Consider the following 20,861-nt stretch of genomic DNA (forward strand, 5'->3'; position numbering starts at 1 on the left):
CTTCCGAAAGGGTGGAAAAGACAGACAGGTCAGGCTACACCGAGCAAGGCTAGCAGTTCGGCCGCTACCTGCTCGACGGAGGTGTTGACAAGGGTCGTGTCGAACTCGGGCTCGGCCGCGAGCTCGACCTTGGCCGCCTCCAGCCGCTTCTCGATCACGTCCTGCGCCTCGGTGCCCCGGCCGGTCAGCCGGCGGACCAGCTCGTCCCAGCTCGGCGGGGCCAGGAACACCAGCTGCGCCTCGGGCATCGAGCCGCGGACCTGACGGGCGCCCTGGAGGTCGATCTCCAGCAGCACCGGCTCGCCGCGCTCCAGCTTCTCCTGCACGGCCGCACGCGGGGTCCCGTAGCGGTTCCCGGCGAACTCGGCCCACTCCAGCAGTTCGCCGTTGGCGACCAGCTTGTCGAACTCGTCGTTGTCGACGAAGTGGTACTGGACCCCGTTCTTCTCGCCCGGCCTCGGACGGCGGGTCGTCGCCGACACCGAGAGCCAGACCTCGGGGTGCATCTTCCTCATATGAGCGACGACCGTGCTCTTGCCGACCCCCGAAGGGCCGGAGAGCACGGTCAGCCGCGGACGCTCACTCATGCACCGATTATCCCGGATCGCGGAGGATCCTGGGACCACGGGGGCACGGTCAGGCGGCGCCACCGCCGAACTCCCGCTCCAGGGAAGCGATCTGGTTCGTGCCGAGGCCCCGGACACGCCGGCTCTCGCTGATGCCGAGGCGCTCCATGATCTGCTTGGCGCGGACCTTGCCGACGCCCGGAAGGGACTCCAGCAGGGCCGAGACCTTCATCTTGCCGATCACGTCGTTGTCGGCCTTGCCGGCCTTGATCACCTCGTGCAGGGAGGCGCCGGAGTGCTTGAGCCGGTTCTTGACCTCGGCGCGCTCCCGGCGAGCCTCGGCGGCCTTGGCGAGCGCGGCGGTGCGCTGTTCAGGGGTAAGGGGCGGAAGGGCCACGCCGTTCACCTCAGGGTGTGGATGGATGGATTGAGCTAGGACTGGTTCGGTACCGAGGACACCGTCCGCAAGGGGAACCACAAGGCCCTGACCTGCGGGAGCCACGGAAATCGCGGCTCGCCGATGACCTATCGCCGGACACTACCCGGATTGCGGCGCCACGTCAGGAAAAGAACACGAAAAGTCCTGGTCAGCCAAGGCCGACCAGGACTTTCCAGGGCAAAATGACCGCGATTGCGAGGCTTTGGCGGCGCCGATGTGACGGCGCTCACGTCAACTCCCCGGCCACCGCGCGGTGCTGCGGACACTCCGCAGGGTCACCGCGCGGCTACCGGAAGAACTCGTTCCGCTACTTGACGGCGTCCGCGAACTCGCCGACGAAGCGCTCCGCGGCACCGCGCAGCGCCGGCACCGACGGGCCGTGCTTGAGCACGTCCCGGCTGACGCTCGGCACCACGTTGATCACCGCGGCGCCGAACACCCGCGGCAGGTCCGCCATGGTCGCGCCCTGGGCGCCGATCCCGGGGGCCAGCAGCGGGCCGTTGATGGCCAGTTCCACGCCCGCGTCGGCCAGCGTCGCGCCGACCACCGCGCCGAAGGAGCCCAGCGGCGCGGCGCCCTCGTTCTCGGCCGCCAGCTGCCGCAGCACCGAGGCCGCGACCGGCTCGCCGTCCGCGCCCACCGCGCGCTGCACCTCGGCGCCCTCCGGGTTGGAGGTGAGCGCCAGCGCGAACACGCCGCAGCCCTGCTCCCGGGCCAGGTCCAGGGCCGGGCGCAGCGAGCCGAAGCCCAGGTACGGGCTGACCGTCACCGCGTCCGAGAACAGCGGGCTGCCCGGCGACAGGAAGGCCTCGGCGTACGCGGCCATGGTGGAGCCGATGTCGCCGCGCTTGGCGTCCATCAGGACCAGCGCGCCGGCCGCCCGGGCCTCCTCGACGGTCTTCTCCAGCACCGCGACGCCCTTGCTGCCGAAGCGCTCGAAGAAGGCGGCCTGCGGCTTGAGCACGGCCACCCGGTCGGCCAGCGCCTCGACCACGGTGCGGCTGAAGGTCTCCAGACCGGCGAGGTCGTCGCCGAGCCCCCAGGCGGCGAGCAGGGACGCGTGCGGGTCGATGCCGACGCAGAGCTGGCCGCGGGTGTCGAGGGCCTGGCGCAGCCGGGTGCCGAACGGGGCGAGGGTCATGTCGTCTCTTTCCGGAGGTGGTGGGGGGTTCAGGAGCTGCGCACGGCGCTGCCGACGGCGTCGGCCAGGCTGCGGAAGCCGCCCGCGCGGACCTTGGCGGACAGGCCCTTGTGGATCCGGCGGCACCAGAACGGGCCCTCGTAGATGAACGCGCTGTAGCCCTGGACCAGGTCGGCGCCGTGGACGATCCGCTGCCAGGCGTCCTCGGCGGTCTCGATGCCGCCGACCGAGACCAGGGTGAGCCGGCCCTCGGTGCGGGCGCGCAGCCGCTGGAGCACCTCCAGGGCGCGGGCCTTGAGCGGGGCACCGGACAGGCCGCCCATGCCGATCTCCTCGACCCGCCCGGCGTCGGTGCGCAGGCCCTCGCGGCCGATCGTGGTGTTGGTGGCGATGATGCCGTCCAGGCCCAGCTCCAGGGCGAGGTCGGCGACCGCGTCGACGTCCTCGTCGGCCAGGTCGGGGGCGATCTTGACCAGCAGCGGCACGTGGTGCGCGGTGGTGCGGTCGGCGGCCTCGCGGACGGCGGCGAGCAGCGGCCGCAGGTGGTCCACGGCCTGGAGGTTGCGCAGCCCGGGGGTGTTCGGCGAGCTGACGTTGACCACCAGGTAGTCGGCGTACTTGGCCAGCCGCTCGGTGGACTTCACGTAGTCGGCGACGGCGTCGGCCTCCTCGACCACCTTGGTCTTGCCGATGTTGACGCCGACCACCGGGGTGGAGCTGGTGTGCGGGCGGGCGGCCAGCCGGGCCGCGACCCGGGCCGAGCCCTGGTTGTTGAAGCCCATCCGGTTGATCAGCGCGCGGTCCTCGACCAGGCGGAACAGCCGGGGCGCCGGGTTGCCGGGCTGGGGCTCGCCGGTGATGGTGCCGATCTCGACGTAGTCGAAGCCGAGCATCGACAGGCCGTCGATGCCGACGCCGTTCTTGTCGAATCCGGCCGCCAGGCCGAACGGGCCCGGCAGGTCGAGGCCGAGGGCGCGGGTGCGCAGGGCCCGGTCGCGCGGGGCGAGCACCAGCCGCACCAGGGTGCGCAGTCCGGGCACCGAGGAGCCGAGGCGGATCCAGAAGAAGGCCAGGTGGTGGGCCTTCTCGGGGTCCATCTTCTTGAAGACCAGGTCGAACAGAAGCTTGTACAAGGGTGGTTCAACTCCCGGAGCGGAGAGAGTAGGGGCGCGGGCGCAGCCCGTCGGAAGAGAAGAAGGGCGGCGGCGGGCGACGGGTGGGCGGGCACGGCAGTGGGGGGCACCCAGCGGTTCCGGTGCCCCCCACTGCGGTGGTGCTACTTGCGGCCGGCGTTGATCAGCTCGGCGTGCTCCTGGAGCGACATCACCCCGACCTCGTCGCGCAGCAGCGCGTCCATGCCCTGCACCGCCGCGCCCATCGCCTGGACGGTGGTCAGGCAGGGCACCGCGCGGGCCACGGCCGCGGTGCGGATCTCGTAGCCGTCGAGGCGGCCACCGGTGCCGTACGGCGTGTTGATGATGAGGTCGACCTCACCGTCGTGGATCAGCTGGACGATGGTCCGCTCGCCGTTCGGGCCCTCGCCCTCGCTGTGCTTGCGCACCAGCGTGGACGGGATGCCACCGCGGTGGAGCACCTCGGCGGTGCCGGCGGTGGCGAGCACCTCGAAGCCGAGGTTGACCAGCGCCCGGGCCGGGAAGACCAGGTTGCGCTTGTCGCGGTTGGCCACCGAGACGAAGACCTTGCCCTTGGTCGGCAGCGCGCCGTACGCGCCGGCCTGCGCCTTGGCGTAGGCGGTGCCGAACACCTTGTCGATGCCCATGACCTCACCGGTCGAGCGCATCTCCGGGCCGAGCACGGTGTCCACCCCGCGGCCGTGGATGTCGCGGAAGCGGCTCCACGGCATCACGGCCTCCTTGACCGCGATCGGCGCGTCGGCGGGCAGCGTGCCGCCGTCGCCCTCGGCCGGGAGCAGGCCCTCGGCGCGCAGCTCGGCGATGGTGGCGCCGAGCGAGATCCGGGCGGCGGCCTTGGCCAGCGGCACGGCGGTCGCCTTGGAGGTGAACGGGACGGTCCGGGAGGCGCGGGGGTTGGCCTCCAGCACGTAGAGGATGTCCCCGGCCATGGCGAACTGGATGTTGATCAGACCGCGGACGCCGACACCGCGCGCGATGGCCTCGGTGGAGGTGCGCAGGCGCTTGATGTCGAAGCCGCCGAGGGTGATCGGGGGCAGCGCGCAGGCCGAGTCGCCGGAGTGGATGCCGGCCTCCTCGATGTGCTCCATGACGCCGCCGAGGTAGAGCTCGGTGCCGTCGTAGAGCGCGTCGACGTCGATCTCCACCGCGTCGTCCAGGAAGCGGTCGATGAGCACCGGGTGCTCGGAGATCAGACCGGCGTGCCGCTCCAGGTAGGAGGCGAGCGAGGCCTCGTCGTAGACGATCTCCATGCCGCGGCCGCCGAGCACGTAGGACGGGCGGGCGAGGACGGGGTAGCCGATCTCGTCGGCGATCGCCTTGGCGTCCTCGAAGGAGAAGGCGGTGCCGTGCTTGGGGGCCGGCAGGCCGGCGTCGCGCAGGACGCGGCCGAAGGCGCCGCGCTCCTCGGCGAGGTCGATCGCCTCGGGCTGGGTGCCGACGATCGGCACGCCGTTGTCCTTGAGCGCCTGGGCCAGGCCGAGCGGGGTCTGGCCGCCGAGCTGGACGATCACGCCGGCGAGCGGGCCGGCCTGCTGCTCGGCGTGGACGATCTCCAGCACGTCCTCCAGGGTGAGCGGCTCGAAGTAGAGCCGGTCGGAGGTGTCGTAGTCGGTGGAGACGGTCTCCGGGTTGCAGTTGACCATGACGGTCTCGTACCCGGCGTCGGCGAGCGCGAAGGAGGCGTGCACGCAGGAGTAGTCGAACTCGATGCCCTGGCCGATGCGGTTCGGGCCGGAGCCCAGGATGATCACGGCGGGCTTGGTGCGCGGGGCGACCTCGTTCTCCTCGTCGTAGGACGAGTAGAAGTACGGGGTCTTGGCGGCGAACTCGGCGGCGCAGGTGTCGACGGTCTTGAAGACCGGGCGGATGCCGAGGGCGTGGCGCACCTCGCGGACGACGTCCGGCTTCAGGCCGCGGATCTCGCCGATCTGCTGGTCGGAGAAGCCGTGCCGCTTGGCGTGGCGCAGCAGCTCGGGGGTGAGCTCGTCGGCCTCGGCCAGCTCGCCGGCGATCTCGTCCAGCAGGAAGAGCTGGTCGACGAACCACGGGTCGATCCTGGTGGTCTCGAACACCTCCTCCGGGGTGGCGCCGGCCCGGATGGCCTCCATGACGGTGTTGATCCGGCCGTCGGTCGGCACGACCGCCTTGGCCAGCAGCTCCGCCTTGTCCCCGACGGGGCCGGTCCAGCCGAACTGGGAGCCCTTCTTCTCCAGCGAGCGCAGGGCCTTCTGGAGCGCCTCGGGGAAGTTGCGGCCCAGGGCCATGGCCTCGCCGACGGACTTCATGGTGGTGGTCAGCGTCGCGTCGGCGCTCGGGAACTTCTCGAACGCGAACCGCGGCACCTTGACGACGACGTAGTCGAGGCTCGGCTCGAAGGAGGCCGGGGTCTCCTCGGTGATGTCGTTGGGGATCTCGTCCAGGGTGTAGCCGACGGCCAGCTTGGCGGCGATCTTGGCGATCGGGAAGCCGGTGGCCTTGGAGGCGAGCGCCGAGGAGCGGGAGACGCGCGGGTTCATCTCGATGACGATGACCCGGCCGTCCACGGGGTTGACGGCGAACTGGATGTTGCAGCCGCCGGTGTCGACGCCGACCTCGCGGATCACGGCGATGCCGATGTCGCGCAGGATCTGGTACTCGCGGTCGGTGAGGGTCATCGCCGGGGCGACGGTGATCGAGTCACCGGTGTGCACGCCCATCGGGTCGAAGTTCTCGATGGAGCAGACGACCACGACGTTGTCGTTCTTGTCGCGCATCAGCTCCAGCTCGTACTCCTTCCAGCCGAGGATGGACTCCTCCAGGAGCACCTCGGTGGTCGGCGAGAGGGTCAGGCCCTGGCCGGCGATGCGGCGCAGGTCCTCCTCGTTGTGGGCGAAGCCGGAGCCGGCGCCGCCCATGGTGAAGGAGGGGCGCACGACGACCGGGTAGCCGCCGAGGGTGTCGACCCCGGCCAGCACCTCGTCCATGGTGTGGCAGATGACCGAGCGGGCGGACTCGCCGTGGCCGATCTCGGCGTTGACGGCCTCGACGACGCCCTTGAAGAGCTCGCGGTCCTCGCCCTTGTTGATCGCCTCGACGTCGGCGCCGATCAGCTCGACGCCGTACTTCTCCAGCGTGCCGGCCGCGTGCAGCGAGATCGCAGTGTTGAGCGCGGTCTGGCCGCCCAGGGTCGGCAGCAGCGCGTCGGGGCGCTCCTTGGCGATGATCTTCTCGACGAACTCCGGGGTGATCGGCTCGACGTAGGTGGCGTCGGCGATCTCCGGGTCGGTCATGATCGTGGCCGGGTTGGAGTTCACCAGCACGACCCGCAGGCCCTCGGACTTGAGGACCCGGCAGGCCTGCGTACCCGAGTAGTCGAACTCGGCGGCCTGGCCGATCACGATCGGGCCGGAGCCGATCACCAGGACGGACTTGATGTCAGTGCGCTTAGGCACGCTGGCCCTCCATGAGCTTCACGAAGCGGTCGAACAGGTAGGCGGCGTCGTGCGGACCGGCGGCCGCTTCGGGGTGGTACTGCACGCTGAAGGCGGGGACGTCGAGTGCCTGGAGGCCCTCGACCACGTCGTCGTTGAGGCAGACGTGGGAGACCTCGACCCGCCCGAAGGGGGTGTCGCTCGCCTTGTCCAGCGGGGCGTTCACGGCGAAGCCGTGGTTGTGGGCGGTCACCTCGACCTTGCCGGTGGTGCGGTCCTGCACCGGCTGGTTGATGCCGCGGTGGCCGTACTTGAGCTTGTAGGTGCCGAAGCCCAGGGCGCGGCCGAGGATCTGGTTGCCGAAGCAGATCCCGAAGAACGGGGTCTTCCGCTCCAGCACGCCCCGCGCCACGGCGACCTGGTGGTCGGCGGTGGCCGGGTCGCCCGGGCCGTTGGAGAAGAAGACGCCGTCGGGGTTGACGGCGTAGACGTCCTCCAGGGTGGAGTTCGCCGGCAGCACGTGCACCTCGATGCCGCGCTCGGCCATCCGCTGCGGGGTCATCGCCTTGATGCCGAGGTCCAGCGCGGCGACGGTGAAGCGCTTCTCACCGATCGCGGGGACGACGTACGGCTCGGTCGTGGCGACCTCGGCGCACAGGTCGGCGCCCTTCATCTCGGGCGACTCCTGCACCCGGGCGAGCAGGGCGGCCGGGTCGGCCAGCGCCTCGCCGGAGAAGATGCCGCAGCGCATCGCGCCGCGCTCGCGCAGGTGGCGGGTCAGCGCGCGGGTGTCGATGCCGCTGATCCCGACGATGCCCTGGTCGACCAGTGCCTCGTCGAGCGAGCGCCGCGAGCGCCAGTTGGAGGCGATCCGGGCGGGGTCGCGGACGACGTAGCCGGCGACCCAGATCCGCTGGGACTCGTCGTCCTCGTCGTTCCAGCCGGTGTTGCCGATCTGCGGGGCGGTCATCACGACCACCTGGCGGTGGTACGACGGGTCGGTCAGGGTCTCCTGGTAGCCGGACATGCCGGTGTTGAAGACCGCCTCGCCGAAGGTCTCGCCGGTGGCGCCGTAGGCCTGTCCGCGGAAGGTCCGGCCGTCCTCCAGGACGAGCACGGCAGGCACTCGTTCCCGCCGTTGGCGCTGCGTGGTGGGGGCAGGTGCGGTCATTGCGCGGCCTCTTCCGTCTTCGTCTTCGTACGTGTTGCGAGCTGGGCGATCGCCTCGACCCAGGCGGCGTGCTCATCGGGGTGGTCGGCCCGGAAGCCGGAGTCCAGCTCCGTTCCCTCGTGCGTCCAGCTGACGACGAGCAGTCCGGAGGGGACGACCTTGCCGGCGATCCCGGAGTCCGTCCGGGCGCCGGTCAGGTGCGCGGCCGGGATCCAGAAGTCGACGTCGCCGGGGCGCTGCACCAGCAGGCCGTCCTCGCCGAGGGTGAGGTCGACGCGGCTGCGGGTGCCCAGGCCGTGGGCGACGACCCGGTCGAGCCAGTTCCCGGCGGTGGTCGTGCCGTGGTACCGGCCGCTGGTCTCCAGGAGGGTGCGCCCGGCGCGGGCCGGCACGGCCGGCAGCGGCGGGATGCCGGACTGCAGGGTGCGCCGCCAGTTCCAGCCCTGGCGCATCAGCCAGTAGACGAGGCCGATCACGATCAGCAGTCCGACGGACCAGCCGATGTAGCCGGGCCAGTCGGTGACCTTCGCCTGCTCCTGGGCGAGCGTGGCGCCGTCCATCACCGGTCGCCGTCCTGCTCGGCGAGCTCGCCGGCCAGGACGGTGGCGCGGCCCCGCAGGAAGGTGGCGTGCACCCGTCCGGGCAGGTCCAGGCCCTTGTAGGGGGTGTTGCGGCTGCGGGTGGCGAAGCTGTCCGGGTTCACGGCTCCACGGTACGCGGGATCGAACAGCACCAGGTTGGCGGGCTCACCCACCGAGATCGGCCGGCCCTGGCCGGCGAGACGTCCGATCCGGGCCGGGCGGTGCGACATCCGGTCCGCGACGCCCTCCCAGTTCAGCAGGCCGGTGTCGACCATGGTCTGCTGGACGACCGACAGGGCGGTCTCCAGGCCGACCATGCCCATCGCGGCCACGGCCCACTCGCAGTCCTTGTCCTCGTCCGGGTGCGGGGCGTGGTCGGTGGCGACGGCGTCGATGGTGCCGTCGGCCAGCGCCTCGCGCAGTGCCCGGACGTCCTCGGCGGTGCGCAGCGGCGGGTTCACCTTGTACACCGGGTCGTAGGTGCGGACCATCTCGTCGGTGAGCAGCAGGTGGTGCGGGGTCACCTCGGCGGTGACGTCCCAGCCCTTGGACTTGGCCCAGCGGACGATCTCGACCGAGCCGGCCGTGGAGAGGTGGCAGACGTGCAGCCGGGAGCCGACGTGCGCGGCGAGCAGCACGTCGCGGGCGATGATCGACTCCTCGGCGACGGCCGGCCAGCCGCCGAGCCCGAGCTCGCCGGAGACCTGGCCCTCGTTCATCTGGGCGCCCTCGGTCAGCCGGGGCTCCTGGGCGTGCTGGGCGACGACGCCGTCGAAGGCCTTGACGTACTCCAGGGCGCGGCGCATCAGCACCGCGTCGTCCACGCACTTGCCGTCGTCGGAGAAGACCCGGACGTTCGCGGCGGACTCGTGCATCGCGCCGAGCTCGGCGAGCTTCTTGCCCTCCAGGCCGACGGTGACGGCGCCGACCGGCTGCACGTCGCAGTAGCCGGCCTCCTGGCCGAGCCGCCAGACCTGCTCGACCACGCCGGCGGTGTCGGCCACCGGGGTGGTGTTGGCCATCGCGTGCACGGCGGTGAAGCCGCCCATCGCGGCGGCCCGGGTGCCGGTGAGCACGGTCTCGGCGTCCTCGCGGCCGGGCTCGCGCAGGTGGGTGTGCAGGTCGACCAGGCCGGGCAGGGCGATCAGCCCGGTGGCGTCGATCTCGATGTCCGCCTCGACCGTCAGGCCGGTCCCGATCTCCTTGACCACACCGTCGGCGAGGTGGAGGTCCTGCGGGGCGCCGCCCAGGATCTTGGCGTTGCGGATCAGGTAGCTGGTCACTGAGCGGTCTCCACGGAGTCGGTACGGGGGGCGTCGGCGGGGGCGTCGGCGAAGACGGCGCCACCGAGCAGCAGGTAGAGGACGGCCATCCGGACGGAGACGCCGTTGGCGACCTGCTCGATGGCGGTGCAGCGCGGCGAGTCGGCGACCTCGGCGGTGATCTCCATGCCGCGGACCATCGGGCCGGGGTGCATCACGATCGCCCGGTCCGGCAGCTGGGCCATCCGGCGGCCGTTCATGCCGTAGCGGCGGCTGTACTCGCGCTCGGTCGGGAAGAACGCGGCGTTCATCCGCTCGCGCTGCACCCGCAGCATCATCAGCGCGTCCGTCTTGGGCAGGACCTCGTCCAGGCTGTAGCTGATCTCGCAGGGCCAGTTCTCGACCCCGATCGGCAGCAGCGTGGGCGGGGCGACGAAGGTGACCTGCGCGCCGAGGGTGTTCAGCAGGTGGACGTTGGAGCGGGCGACCCGGCTGTGCAGGACGTCGCCGACGATGGTCACCCGGCGCCCGGCCAGGTCGTTGCCGCTGCCGGGGTTGAGGTGGCGGCGCATGGTGAAGGCGTCGAGCAGCGCCTGGGTGGGGTGCTCGTGGGTGCCGTCACCGGCGTTGATCACACTGCCGTGCAGCCAGTCGGACTGGGCCAGCCGGGCGGGCGCGCCGGAGGCGTGGTGGCGGATGACCACCGCGTCGGCGCCCATCGCCTGGAGGGTCAGCGCGGTGTCCTTGAGGCTCTCGCCCTTGGAGACCGAGGAGCCCTTGGCGGAGAAGTTGATGACGTCGGCCGAGAGGCGCTTCTCGGCGACCTCGAAGGAGGTCTTCGTCCGGGTGGAGTCCTCGAAGAAGAGGTTGACGACGGTGCGGCCGCGCAGCGTGGGCAGCTTCTTGACGGCCCGGCCGGAGAGCTGGGCCAGCTCCTCGGCGGTGTCCAGGATCAGCAGCGCGTCGTCGCGGCTGAGATCGGCGGCGGAGACGAGGTGGCGCTTCACGCGGGTTACTCCGGGAGGTGCGGTTCGGAAGGCTGGGGGGCCAGGGCCTGCGAGCTGCGGGCGGTGTAGTCGCGGTCGCCGACCAGGACGGCGTCCACGCCGTCGCTGTCGGACAGGCGCACCTGCACGGCCTCGCGCAGCGAGGTGGGGAGGTTCTTGCCCACGTAGTCGGCGCGGATCGGCAGCTCGCGGTGGCCCCGGTCGACCAGGACGGCGAGCTGCACGGCGCGCGGGCGGCCGATGTCGTTCAGCGCGTCGAGCGCGGCGCGGATGGTGCGGCCGGAGAAGAGCACGTCGTCGACGAGGATGACGAGCTTGCCGTCGATGCCGCCGGCCGGGATCTCGGTGTGCTCCAGGGCGCGGGCGGGCTTCAGCCGCAGGTCGTCCCGGTACATGGTGATGTCCAGGGTGCCCAGCGGGATCTCGCGCCCGGTGATCTGGGCCAGCCGGCCGTGCAGGCGGCGGGCGAGGTGGACGCCCCTGGTGTGGATGCCGAGCAGCACGACGTCCTCCGCGCCCTTGGCGCGCTCGACGATCTCGTGCGCTATCCGGGTGACGACCCGGGCGATGTCCGTGCCGTCCAGCACCTGGTGAGGTGCCCGGGGCGTCGGTTCATGGTGTGTGGTCATGCCGAAGCGGACCTCCTTCCCCGCCTCACGGGACGGGCCTTAAAGGATGTCTGGGATGGCCCCCGCCGACCGGGCGCGGGCTTCGAGCCATCGTAGCAGTGCGCCGGACAGTAAACAGACGGCCATCATTCCGCTTCCCGGGGTTAACACTCCGGACGCGCCGACGATGCGGGCCATTCGCACGACTGCCCCATTCGGCTTGACGCAACTACCTTACTCTACGTAACCTCACAGTGAGTTACGAGACGGACGTCGGACCCACCGGTAACGACGTCGGCAATCGCCCGTGACCCACCACTGAACGCGAAGCAATCTCGTCCGGGGAGATCAATGTCCAGCGACTACGCGAAGCAACTCGGAGGCAAGCTCCGAGCGATCCGCACTCAGCAGGGTCTCTCCCTGCACGGTGTCGAGGAGAAGTCCCAGGGGCGATGGAAGGCAGTCGTCGTCGGCTCGTACGAGCGTGGTGACCGTGCGGTCACCGTGCAGCGTCTGGCCGAGCTGGCGGAGTTCTACGGCGTCCCGGTGCAGGAACTGCTGCCCGGCGGCACGCCCGGCGGTGCGGCCGAGCCGCCGCCGCGCCTGGTCCTCGACCTGGAGAGACTGACCCAGGTCCCGTCCGAGAAGGCCGGCCCGCTGCAGCGCTACGCGGCGACCATCCAGAGCCAGCGCGGCGACTACAACGGCAAGGTGCTGTCGATCCGCCAGGACGACCTGCGCACCCTGGCCGTCATCTACGACCAGTCGCCGTCGATCCTCACCGAGCAGCTGATCTCCTGGGGCGTGCTGAACCCCGACGCGCGCCGTGCGGTGCGCGAGGAGGACGCGAGCTGAGGCTCACCGCACCGGCTCCCGCCAGCGGATCCAGGCACGACCCGGCACCAGCACGACCAGTGCCGGCAAGCAGAAACGTCACGGCGCGGCTCCCCAGAGCGGGGGCCGCGCCGCGGTGTCGAACAGGCCGTCCCGGGCGGCGCCGGTCTCAGCAGACCGTGTCCAGGCTGTAGCCGGGCTGCGCCGCCACACCGTCCAGCCGCACCGGCCGGTCGGCCGGGGCCCAGTCCTGCCCGCCGCTCGACCAGGCCCAGGAGGCCGGCAGGTACTCCCCGCAGGAGGCCGCCGAGCCCTGCGAACCGTGCAGCACCGCGATGCCCGGCAGCTCCAGGGCCAGCCCGGCGCAGAGCACCGCGCAGAGCAGCTCCAGGTCCTCGTCGTTGATCCGGACCACGCCGTCCTCCCACTGGAGCACCCGCGCCGCCGCGGTCAGCGTCCCGCCGGGCGCGTCCACCCGCAGGCGCAGCTCGTACACGCCGGCGCCCGCGCCGACCAGCATCCGCCGGAACACCTCGCCCCCGCGCTGGTAGGCGGCGCGCACCCAGGCGGCGTGCTCCTCGTCGGGCGCGCCCGCGCCCCCGTACAGGCCCCCGTCGAGCAGCAGGTCGGCGTGGCAGAGCGTCAGCCCGTTCTCCCGGGCGCGCACCAGGCGCGGCACGAAGTCCCCGGCCAGCTCCTCGCCCTGATAGACGAGCAGCTGGGTCTGCAGGGCCGGGTTGGTCAGGTAGCGGTCGCGGGCGGCGGGCTCGGCCGGGTCCAGCCCGTGCAGCACGCAGAACTCCTCGAAGTCCTGCGGGTGGAACATCCGGGCCCGGACGGTGTCGAACCGCTCCAGCGCCTCGGCCAGCAGGTCCGCGATGTCGGCCAGGTAGCGCTCGTGGTCGGGGGCGTCGGAGATCCCCCACGCCCGGGCCCGCGCGAAGTCCGCGGCGTTGGTCAGCACCCCGATGACAAAAGCCTGTTCGGCACCCGCGGCCCGCTGTGGGCGGTGCGACGCCCGCACGGCGGGCCGCGAGCCGCCGGCGGTGCAGTCGGAGTTACGGCGGGCGCGCCCCAAATGACTCATCGGTGGCTCCTGGCTTCGACGTCGGCGGTGGGTCGAGGGTCAGCGGCGGGCTCGCCGCTGACCCTCTTCCTCCCCATCCGCGCGCGTCGCACACGTACGGCGTGTCACAGGAATGTAACCACCGGTAATCCGGGCCCCCGGGAGCGGTGCTCCGGACCGTCCGGGGCTGCGGCACTCCGGCCTACCGGGGCGCCCGGGCGAGCTGGCGGGACTGCGCGACCAGGCGGCCCGACTCGTCCCAGACCTCCGCGTCCTCCTCGAAGTAACCGCCGGCCAGGTTGCGGGTCGCGTGGGTGACCCGGAGCCAGCCGGGCACGGGCCTGGCGCGCAGGTGGACGGTCAGCTCGATGGTGGGGGCCCAGCCCGGCAGGCCGAGGTCGAAGGTGACCGGCGGCAGCGCGTCGGCGACCAGCAGGAGCAGCAGCGGGTCGGGCTCGCGGCCGTCGGCGAGCCGGAACCAGCCCTGGATCCGCCCCTGGCCGGAGGGCTGCCCGAGCGCCCAGCCGACGGTGGCCGGGTCCAGCCGCAGGTCGAACCGCTCCAGCAGGGCGGCCTGGTCGATCAGCTCCTTGGGGGCGTGCTCGACGCCGATGCACTGGTCCGGCGGCGGCAGCTGCGGCGGGCGGGCGCTGGTGCGCACCTCGCCCTCGGCGGTGGCGAGGTCGCCGTGGCTGGCCACCACGCGCAGCCGTTCGACGCCGTCCTGGCTGAGCGAGGCGGTGCCGGTGGACAGTCCGCGGCCGGTGCGCAGCACCTCGGTGCGGACGGTGGCCGGGCCGGGTGTGGAGGCGGACAGGTAGTAACCGCTGATGGACACCGGGTCCGGGTGGGTGCCGTGCTCCAGCGACAGCGCGTGTCCGGCCACCGCGAGCAGCAGTCCGCCGTTCACCCCGCCGCCGATCTGCCAGCCGGCGCCGAGCTCGGCCTCGTAGCGGCCGGCCTCCTCGGGGTGCCTGGTCAGGGCGATGCCCTGGTCGAACTCGCTGCGGATCGCCGTGGTCATGTGGGGGGCCTGCCCTTCAGCGTGCTTCCGGACGTCAAGTTACTGACAAGTAGGCCCCCACCCTACGCCGACCGAGGGAAACGCGGAACGGCCGCCGGAACCCTGTTCGGGTTCCGACGGCCGTTCACGAGGTCGCCGTTACCGGCGGATGCCCGGCTTCAGCTCCAGGAAGCGGGCGAGCATGCCGTTGACGAAGGCCGGGGAGTCGTCCGTGGAGAACTCCTTGGCGATCTCGACGGACTCGTCCAGGACGACGGCGTCCGGGACGCCGTCCTCCCAGATCAGCTCGTACGCACCGAGCCGCAGGACGTTGCGGTCCACGATCGGCATCCGGTCGAGGGTCCAGCCCACGGCGTACTGCTCGATCAGGTCGTCGATGCGACGGGCGTGCTGGACGTAACCCTCGATGAGCTCCATGGTGTACTCACCGACCTGCGGGGTGCCCTCGTCGGGCTTGGCCTCACGGGCGCGGGCCACCCAGTCGGCGAGGACCTGCTGCGGGTCGACCCCGCGGTGGTCGGCCTCGAAGAGGATCTGGAAGGCCCGGGTACGGGCCTTGCTGCGTGCGGCCGACACGGACTTACTTCACCCGGCCGAGGTAGCTGCCGTCGCGGGTGTCGACCTTGACCTTCTCGCCGGTGACGACGAAGAGCGGGACGGCGATCTCGGCGCCGGTCTCCAGGGTGGCCGGCTTGGAGCCACCGGTCGAGCGGTCGCCCTGGACGCCCGGCTCGGTGTGGGCGATGGTCAGCTCGACGGCGGCCGGGAGCTCGATGTAGAGGACGGCGCCCTCGTTGGTGGCGACCAGGGCCTCGAAGCCCTCCAGCAGGTACTTGGCGGCGTCGCCGACGACGGCCGGCTCGACCGTCAGCTGGTCGTAGGTGTCCATGTCCATGAACACGAAGTTCTCGCCGTCCTTGTACGAGAACTGCATGCCGCGCTTGTCGACGTTGGCGGTCTCGACCTTGGTGCCGGCGTTGAAGGTCTTGTCGACGACCTTGCCCGTCAGGACCTCCTTGAGCTTGGTACGCACGAAGGCCGGGCCCTTGCCGGGCTTGACGTGCTGGAACTCGACGACGGACCAGAGCTTGCCGCCATCGAGCTTGAGGACCATGCCGTTCTTGAGATCGTTCGTGGAAGCCACGGGCGCACTTACTCCTGGATATAGCTGTCAAGGAACCAAGGGGTGCGTCCTGCCGCCCACGGCCGGGGGCCGCGGTCACAGGGCGAGGAGCTCCTTGGTGGTGATGGTGAGCAGCTCGGGCCCGCCCTCCTCAAGGGGGCGCACGACGAGCGTGTCCTCGATCCGGACCCCGCCCTTGCCCGGGAGGTGGACCCCTGGGCCGACGGTGACCGGCACGCGGCTGTCCAGTTTACCCATGTCCGCCGGACCAAGGCGCGGCGCCTCCCGGATCTCCAGCCCGATGCCGTGGCCCACCGGGTGCGGGGAGGCCTCGGTGTGGCCGGCCGCCTCCAGGACCTGCCGGGCGGCCCGGTCGGGCACGCACTGCTCCACCCCCGGTCCGAGCGCCTCCCGGCCGGCCCGCTGGGCCCGGAAGACCAGCCGGTGCAGCTCCACCTGCCAGGGCGCCGGGGCGGCGCCGATCACGAAGGTGCGGGCGGTGGAGACGCCGTAGCCGCGGTACTGGGCGCCCATCACCACGGTCAGGAAGTCGCCCTCCTCCACCCGGCGGTCGGTCGGCTGGTGGGCGGCCTGGCCGGAGTGGCTGCCGGTGCCGACCGACACCGGGAAGGCGGCCCGGTCGGCGCCGTGGTCGATCATCCGGCGCTCCAGCTCCATCGCCAGGTGCCGCTCGGTGCGGCCGACCAGGATCGACTCCAGCAGCTCGCCGAGCGCCTGGTCGGCGATCTCGGCGGCGATCCGCAGGTCGGCGATCTCGTGCTCGTCCTTGACCACCCGCAGCCGCTCGACCGTCCGGCCGAGGTCCACCAGCCGGGCGCCCTCGGCCAGGGCCCCCACCGCCCGGTGCCGGCTGACGGTCAGGTCGTGCTCCTCCACCGCCAGGTCCGACACCCCGGACGCGGCCGCGACCGTCGCGGCGGCCAGCGCGGTGTCCGAACCGGACGCCACCGGCAGCCGGGCGATGTCCGGGGCGATCAGGTGCTCCCCGGAGTCGTCCGGCGGCAGGTCGTCCGGCAGCGCGAGCAGCGCCCGCTCCCTGGTCAGCAGCAGGCTCGCCCCGCAGGGCGCGCAGCCCGTCAGGTACCGCACGTTCGCCGCGCCGGTGATCAGCGCCGCATCGGCCCCGGCCGCGCTGCAGTGCTCCCTCACCCGCTCCCGCCGCCCCGCGTACGCATCCGCCATGCGTCGAGCCTACGAACCCCCGGCCCGAAGCGCCCGCCGAGCACCCCCGACAGAACCCCCGGTGCCTCCTGCGCGCCCCCCGTGCGACCGCGCCGTCGCCCCGCGTCCCACGCCGTGCCGCCCGCTCCCCGCCGAGGCGGCCGCCGAGGGGCCGGGGCCCCTCGGCGGCTCCCTCACCGCTCGTCCGGGTCGAGCAGGCCCCGCCGGTAGGCCGGGACGAGGCTCTGCGGGACGAGCATCTCCCGGCCGTTCAGCGTGATCGGGACCAGCTTGGGGGGCGTGGCCCGCCACTGGGCGCGGCGGTGCCGGGTGTTGCTGCGGGAGGTCCTGCGCTTGGGTACGGCCATCGTGGGCTCCTCATCGGGTGGTGGTGGTCGGGCCGGGACCGCGGCGGGGCGGGTCGCCCGCGCGGGGTGGGCCGGCTTCTCGGTGGACGGGGTCGAGCAGGTCGTGGAAGGCGTCCGGCAGGGCCTTCCAGCCGGGTTCGCCGGCGGCGAGTTCGGCGTCGGTGAGCAGGCAGGAGTCGAGCAGTTCGGTGAGGCCGTCGACGTCCAGTCCCTCGGCGGTGAAGCTGAGCTGCTGCACCCGGTCGCCGTGCAGCGGGTGCCAGTCGAGGGCGGCGGCGGCCCGGCGGGCGGGCGGGTAGAGCTCCCAGGCCGCGTCGGGCAGGGAGGTCAGCCAGGGCCCGCACTCCTCGACCGCGAGGTTGGCCCCGGCGGCGTCCCAGGCCAGCAGGAGGTCCGGCCGGTTGGCGAGCCAGAACCGGCCGCGGCTGCGCTGGGCCGCCGGGACGAGCAGTTCCAGCGCCCGGTGCAGCCGCTCGGGGTGGAGCGGGCGGCGGCGCTCCCACAGCAGGGTGGTGACGCCCGCCTCGTCCCGCTCCTGCGGCAGCAGGGCGAGCGCGGGGTTGACCCGGTCGCGGGCGGCGGCCACGTCGAAGCCGCCGAGCGCGGCCCGGGTGAGCGCTCCGGTGCCGAGCCGGACGGTCCGGGCGGTGGCGTGCAGCTGGCGCAGGAGGGCGAGCCCCGGAGCGTGCGCGGCGGCGCGCGGCACGGCGAGCGTGCCGGCGTACTCGATCTGGTGGGCGAGCGCCTCGGCGCGGGTCCGGTCGTCGCGCGCCGCGGTCTGCTCGCCGTGCTCCGCCAGGTCGTCGGGGACGGAGAGTTCGCCGATCAACCGGTCCGGGTCGACGGCGGTGACCACGCCCGCCAGTTCGACGGCGTCGGCGAGCGGCCGCCCGTCCACCTCTCCCCCGTCGATCACCTCGACCGCCGGGTGCGGGTCGCTGCCGCCCCACAGTTCGACGATCGCCAGTCCGTGCCGGCCGCCGTCGGCGATCTCCAGCAACCGCGGCAGCAGGTCCTCGCGCAGGGCGCAGCACGGGCAGTCGTTCACCAGCGGCACCTCGGCGGCGGCGAAGGCCCCGGTCGCGTCGCGCAGTTCGCGGCGGACGGTGCCGAGGGCGGCGTCCCGCAGGTCGTGGTGCAGGACCACGGCGTCCACCGCGGCCGCCGCCAGCTCCTCGACGGCGGCGCGGCGCGGCTCCGCGTGCAGGCCGGCGACGACGACCACCGGCAGCCTGGTGCCGTCCACGGCGCTCACCAGCTCGCCTTGCGGACGCCCGGCAGGTGTCCGGCGTGGGCGTGGACGCGCAGGTTGACCCGGGAGAGGCCGAAGGCCCTCAGGTAGCCGCGCGGCCGGCCGTCCAGGGCGTCCCGGTTGCGGACGCGGGTGGCGCTGGCGTCGCGCGGCTGGCGGGCGAGTTCGGCCTGGGCGGCGGCGCGCTCGGCGGGGCCGGTGCCGGGGTGGGCGATGACGCGCTTGAGCTCGGCGCGGCGCTCCGCGTGGCGGGCGACGGTCGCGCGCCGCCGCTCGTTCTTGGCGATCTTGCTCCGCTTGGCCATCAGACCCTCTCCCCCCGGGCGCGGATGCGGGCGACGGCGGCCTCGATGCCGATCGCGTCCACGGTGCGGATGCCCTTGGCGCTCAGCGTCAGCCGGACGTACCGGCCCTCGCCGGGCAGCCAGTAGCGCCTGCGCTGGATGTTGGGGTCGAAGCGGCGGGGCGTACGGCGGTGCGAGTGCGAGATCGCGTTGCCGAAGCCGGGACGGCGCCCGGTGAGTTGGCAGTGGGCGGACATGGGTGCTCCCTGGCGTCCGGGAATGGGCGGGACCGGGCTCACGTTACACCAGATGAAAATGACATCCATTTCGGTGTACGGTTCCCAGCACCCGGCCCGAGACCCGGGAACCGACACCCCAGCGCCCAGGAGGACACCCGATGGCCCGCAGCGAACTGCGCCCGGTGATCAAGCTCCGCTCCACCGCCGGCACCGGCTACACGTACGTGACCCGCAAGAACCGCCGCAACGACCCGGACCGGATGGTCCTGCGCAAGTACGACCCGGCCGCGGGCCGGCACGTCGACTTCCGCGAGGAGCGCTGACCCCCGACCGGCCCGACCGGTCCGACCACCGAAGCCCGACCCGAGAGGAGCCCCTCATGAAGTCCGGAATCCACCCCAGGTACCGCCCGGTCGTCTTCCGCGACAAGGTCGGCGGCCTCGCCTTCCTCACCCGGTCGACCGCCACCGGCGACCGCACCGTCGAGTGGGAGGACGGCAACACCTACCCGGTGATCGACGTCGAGATCTCCTCGGCGAGCCACCCCTTCTACACCGGCCAGTCCCGGGTGCTGGACACCGCCGGCCGGGTCGAGCAGTTCCGCCGCCGCTACGGCGACCGGCACTGACCCCGGAGAACGCCGACGGCGCCTCCCCCCGTCCGGGGAGGCGCCGTCTCGGCGTGCCTGCGGCGCGGCGGCGGCACCGGGCCGGTCGGGCCCGCCGGCGGCCGCCCGGGTCACGGGTTCCCGGGCGTCCAGCGCTTCTCGACCCGGGCGAGCTTCCAGTAGCCGATGGCGATCACCCAGACGACCACGAACAGCCCGGCGATGGCGTAGCCGACGTTGTCCAGCGAGATGTCCGCGATGAACCCGGTGACCGGGTCGGTCAGGTCGAGCTTCTCGTGCAGCACCCCGACCAGCTCGATGGTGCCGATGATGAAGGCCACCGCGATCGACAGACCCGTGATGGTCAGGTTGTAGTACACCTTCCGCACCGGGTTGGCGAAGGCCCACTGGTACGCGAAGTTCATGAACGTCCCGTCCAGGGTGTCGAACAGGCTCATCCCGGCCGCGAACAGCAGCGGCAGACAGACGATCGCGTACCAGGGCAGCCCGGAGGCCGCACCCGAGCCGGCCATCACCATCAGGGTGACCTCGGTCGCGGTGTCGAAGCCCAGGCCCAGCACCATGCCCACCGGGAACATCTGCCCCGGCCGGGTGATCGAGCGGGTCGCCCGGTTCAGCACCCGGGCCATGAAGCCGCGCGAGTCGAGGTGCGCCTCCAGCTCCTTCTCGTCGAACTTCCCGGCCCGCATCGAGCGGAACACCTTGAGGATGCCGAGCAGCGCCGCCAGGTTCAGCGCGCCGATCAGGTAGAGGAAGGCACCGGAAGCCGTCGTACCGACCACGCCGAGCCACTTGTGGGTGGGCGACTCGTCGTCCATCAGGGTGTTCGCCAGCTGCGCGCCGCCCGCCACCAGGGCGGCCATCAGCACCACCATCGAGGAGTGCCCGAGGGCGAACCAGAAGCCCACCGAGACCGGCCGCTTGCCGTCCGCCATCAGCTTGCGGGTGGTGTTGTCGATCACCGCGATGTGGTCGGCGTCGAAGGCGTGCCGCATGCCGAGGGTGTACGCGGTGATGCCCAGGCCCACCCCGAAGACCTGGGTACCGACCGCGTACCTCTCGGGCGCGACCAGGAAGATCAGCGTGCCGAAGGCCACCACGTGCATGGCCACGATCACCGCCATCAGCCCCGCCGTACGGACGGTGTCCTCGCGCCGCCACTTGAAGGCGGGCAGTGCGGAAGGGGCCGTGTTCGGCCCGTCGGCAACGGTTTCGGGCAGGGTCATCTGCGGATCACGCTCCAGCACCTCGTGGAAAACCTCGTGAGATGCCGTGGCCGGTCTCCTGGCTTACGGGACACCCGTACCCGCCTTCCCGGGCGTGGGGCGCCCAGTGGCTTCGTGGGGACGGACGACGCTCCTCCGCATGCGGAGGAACGACCCGATCACAGTGGCGAGGGCCGCTCCGGGCTGGGACCCCTGAGGGTCCGTCACCGGTCTTCCCGAGCACCACGGCGGGGAACACCGTAGGGCCACGCCCCGACCCGTGCAAGGTTGCGCACCTGCGCAGGTGTCCAGGATCA

Annotated in this window: 23 protein-coding genes and 1 riboswitch; of the genes, 3 read left to right on the forward strand and 20 right to left on the reverse strand. The window is 72.3% G+C overall.

Annotated elements, in window-relative coordinates; translation table 11 throughout:
* Positions 1–29: 29 nt before the first annotated feature.
* The 10 genes from gmk to pyrR form a co-directional block, all read right to left on the reverse strand.
* On the reverse strand, positions 30–587 hold the full coding sequence (gene gmk, locus ACWD4P_RS19960) for a guanylate kinase (RefSeq protein WP_359819538.1): 558 nt from the start codon (positions 585–587) through the stop codon (positions 30–32).
* Positions 588–636: 49 nt separating this feature from the next.
* Complete coding sequence (gene mihF, locus ACWD4P_RS19965) at positions 637–963, reverse strand: integration host factor, actinobacterial type (protein WP_030056187.1); 327 nt, start codon at positions 961–963, stop codon at positions 637–639.
* 349 nt (positions 964–1,312) lie between these two features.
* Complete coding sequence (gene pyrF / locus ACWD4P_RS19970; protein WP_359819535.1) at positions 1,313–2,146, reverse strand: orotidine-5'-phosphate decarboxylase; 834 nt, start codon at positions 2,144–2,146, stop codon at positions 1,313–1,315.
* 29 nt (positions 2,147–2,175) lie between these two features.
* A complete protein-coding gene (locus ACWD4P_RS19975) occupies positions 2,176–3,279 on the reverse strand; it encodes a quinone-dependent dihydroorotate dehydrogenase (protein ID WP_359819533.1) in 1,104 nt (367 codons plus the stop codon).
* Positions 3,280–3,422: 143 nt separating this feature from the next.
* Entirely contained in the window at positions 3,423–6,731 is a 3,309-nt protein-coding gene (gene carB, locus ACWD4P_RS19980) for a carbamoyl-phosphate synthase large subunit (RefSeq protein WP_449780440.1), read from the reverse strand.
* Entirely contained in the window at positions 6,724–7,881 is a 1,158-nt protein-coding gene (gene carA, locus ACWD4P_RS19985) for a glutamine-hydrolyzing carbamoyl-phosphate synthase small subunit (protein ID WP_359819527.1), read from the reverse strand. The genes carB and carA overlap by 8 nt, the downstream gene beginning before the upstream one ends.
* Entirely contained in the window at positions 7,878–8,441 is a 564-nt protein-coding gene (locus ACWD4P_RS19990) for a PH-like domain-containing protein (RefSeq protein WP_359819524.1), read from the reverse strand. Before ACWD4P_RS19990 ends, carA begins: the two co-directional genes overlap by 4 nt.
* The gene (locus tag ACWD4P_RS19995; RefSeq protein WP_359819521.1) at positions 8,441–9,745 is read right to left on the reverse strand and encodes a dihydroorotase; all 1,305 of its coding nucleotides are present in this window, start codon (positions 9,743–9,745) and stop codon (positions 8,441–8,443) included. Before ACWD4P_RS19995 ends, ACWD4P_RS19990 begins: the two co-directional genes overlap by 1 nt.
* Positions 9,742–10,731 carry an aspartate carbamoyltransferase catalytic subunit gene (locus ACWD4P_RS20000; protein ID WP_359819518.1) on the reverse strand — a complete coding sequence of 330 codons (990 nt, stop codon included), beginning with the start codon at positions 10,729–10,731 and terminating at the stop codon, positions 9,742–9,744. The genes ACWD4P_RS19995 and ACWD4P_RS20000 overlap by 4 nt, the downstream gene beginning before the upstream one ends.
* A 5-nt stretch (positions 10,732–10,736) precedes the next feature.
* Positions 10,737–11,360, reverse strand: a complete 624-nt coding sequence (gene pyrR / locus ACWD4P_RS20005; protein WP_359819516.1) for a bifunctional pyr operon transcriptional regulator/uracil phosphoribosyltransferase PyrR — start codon at positions 11,358–11,360, stop codon at positions 10,737–10,739.
* A gap of 330 nt (positions 11,361–11,690) precedes the next feature.
* Between pyrR and bldD the strand changes: the two genes are divergently transcribed.
* Positions 11,691–12,194 carry a transcriptional regulator BldD gene (gene bldD, locus ACWD4P_RS20010; RefSeq protein WP_030056198.1) on the forward strand — a complete coding sequence of 168 codons (504 nt, stop codon included), beginning with the start codon at positions 11,691–11,693 and terminating at the stop codon, positions 12,192–12,194.
* Positions 12,195–12,342: 148 nt separating this feature from the next.
* Here the strand turns inward: bldD and ACWD4P_RS20015 are convergent, their stop codons facing one another.
* From ACWD4P_RS20015 to rpmB, 9 genes are all read right to left on the reverse strand, one after another.
* Positions 12,343–13,260, reverse strand: coding sequence for a hypothetical protein (locus tag ACWD4P_RS20015; RefSeq protein ID WP_449780441.1), 918 nt, complete (start codon positions 13,258–13,260; stop codon positions 12,343–12,345).
* A 181-nt stretch (positions 13,261–13,441) separates the two neighbouring features.
* On the reverse strand, positions 13,442–14,263 hold the full coding sequence (locus tag ACWD4P_RS20020) for a thioesterase family protein (protein WP_359819510.1): 822 nt from the start codon (positions 14,261–14,263) through the stop codon (positions 13,442–13,444).
* Between the two features lie 138 nt (positions 14,264–14,401).
* Positions 14,402–14,839 carry a transcription antitermination factor NusB gene (gene nusB / locus ACWD4P_RS20025; protein ID WP_359819509.1) on the reverse strand — a complete coding sequence of 146 codons (438 nt, stop codon included), beginning with the start codon at positions 14,837–14,839 and terminating at the stop codon, positions 14,402–14,404.
* Between the two features lie 4 nt (positions 14,840–14,843).
* Positions 14,844–15,407 carry an elongation factor P gene (gene efp, locus ACWD4P_RS20030; protein ID WP_359819507.1) on the reverse strand — a complete coding sequence of 188 codons (564 nt, stop codon included), beginning with the start codon at positions 15,405–15,407 and terminating at the stop codon, positions 14,844–14,846.
* Positions 15,408–15,482: 75 nt separating this feature from the next.
* The gene (locus ACWD4P_RS20035) at positions 15,483–16,589 is read right to left on the reverse strand and encodes a M24 family metallopeptidase (protein WP_449780442.1); all 1,107 of its coding nucleotides are present in this window, start codon (positions 16,587–16,589) and stop codon (positions 15,483–15,485) included.
* Between the two features lie 173 nt (positions 16,590–16,762).
* A complete protein-coding gene (gene rpmF, locus ACWD4P_RS20040) occupies positions 16,763–16,936 on the reverse strand; it encodes a 50S ribosomal protein L32 (RefSeq protein ID WP_359819503.1) in 174 nt (57 codons plus the stop codon).
* Between the two features lie 10 nt (positions 16,937–16,946).
* Complete coding sequence (locus tag ACWD4P_RS20045) at positions 16,947–18,182, reverse strand: CobW family GTP-binding protein (protein ID WP_449780451.1); 1,236 nt, start codon at positions 18,180–18,182, stop codon at positions 16,947–16,949.
* A gap of 5 nt (positions 18,183–18,187) precedes the next feature.
* Complete coding sequence (rpsN, locus tag ACWD4P_RS20050) at positions 18,188–18,493, reverse strand: 30S ribosomal protein S14 (RefSeq protein ID WP_449780443.1); 306 nt, start codon at positions 18,491–18,493, stop codon at positions 18,188–18,190.
* Positions 18,493–18,729: a 50S ribosomal protein L28 gene (gene rpmB / locus ACWD4P_RS20055; protein ID WP_359829677.1), complete on the reverse strand. Its 237-nt coding sequence runs from the start codon at positions 18,727–18,729 to the stop codon at positions 18,493–18,495. The genes rpsN and rpmB overlap by 1 nt, the downstream gene beginning before the upstream one ends.
* A 140-nt stretch (positions 18,730–18,869) precedes the next feature.
* Here rpmB and rpmG point away from each other — a divergent pair, with 140 nt between their 5' ends.
* Positions 18,870–19,034: a 50S ribosomal protein L33 gene (gene rpmG / locus ACWD4P_RS20060; protein WP_359829676.1), complete on the forward strand. Its 165-nt coding sequence runs from the start codon at positions 18,870–18,872 to the stop codon at positions 19,032–19,034.
* Between the two features lie 56 nt (positions 19,035–19,090).
* The gene (locus tag ACWD4P_RS20065; protein ID WP_359829675.1) at positions 19,091–19,339 is read left to right on the forward strand and encodes a type B 50S ribosomal protein L31; all 249 of its coding nucleotides are present in this window, start codon (positions 19,091–19,093) and stop codon (positions 19,337–19,339) included.
* Positions 19,340–19,449: 110 nt separating this feature from the next.
* On the opposite strand, the gene ACWD4P_RS20070 is transcribed toward ACWD4P_RS20065, so the two are convergent.
* Positions 19,450–20,565, reverse strand: a complete 1,116-nt coding sequence (locus ACWD4P_RS20070) for a Nickel transporter NicT (RefSeq protein ID WP_359829674.1) — start codon at positions 20,563–20,565, stop codon at positions 19,450–19,452.
* 31 nt (positions 20,566–20,596) lie between these two features.
* A riboswitch (cobalamin riboswitch) is annotated at positions 20,597–20,807 on the reverse strand.
* Positions 20,808–20,861: the final 54 nt, after the last annotated feature.

The organism is Kitasatospora sp. NPDC002543, from assembly GCF_053594915.1.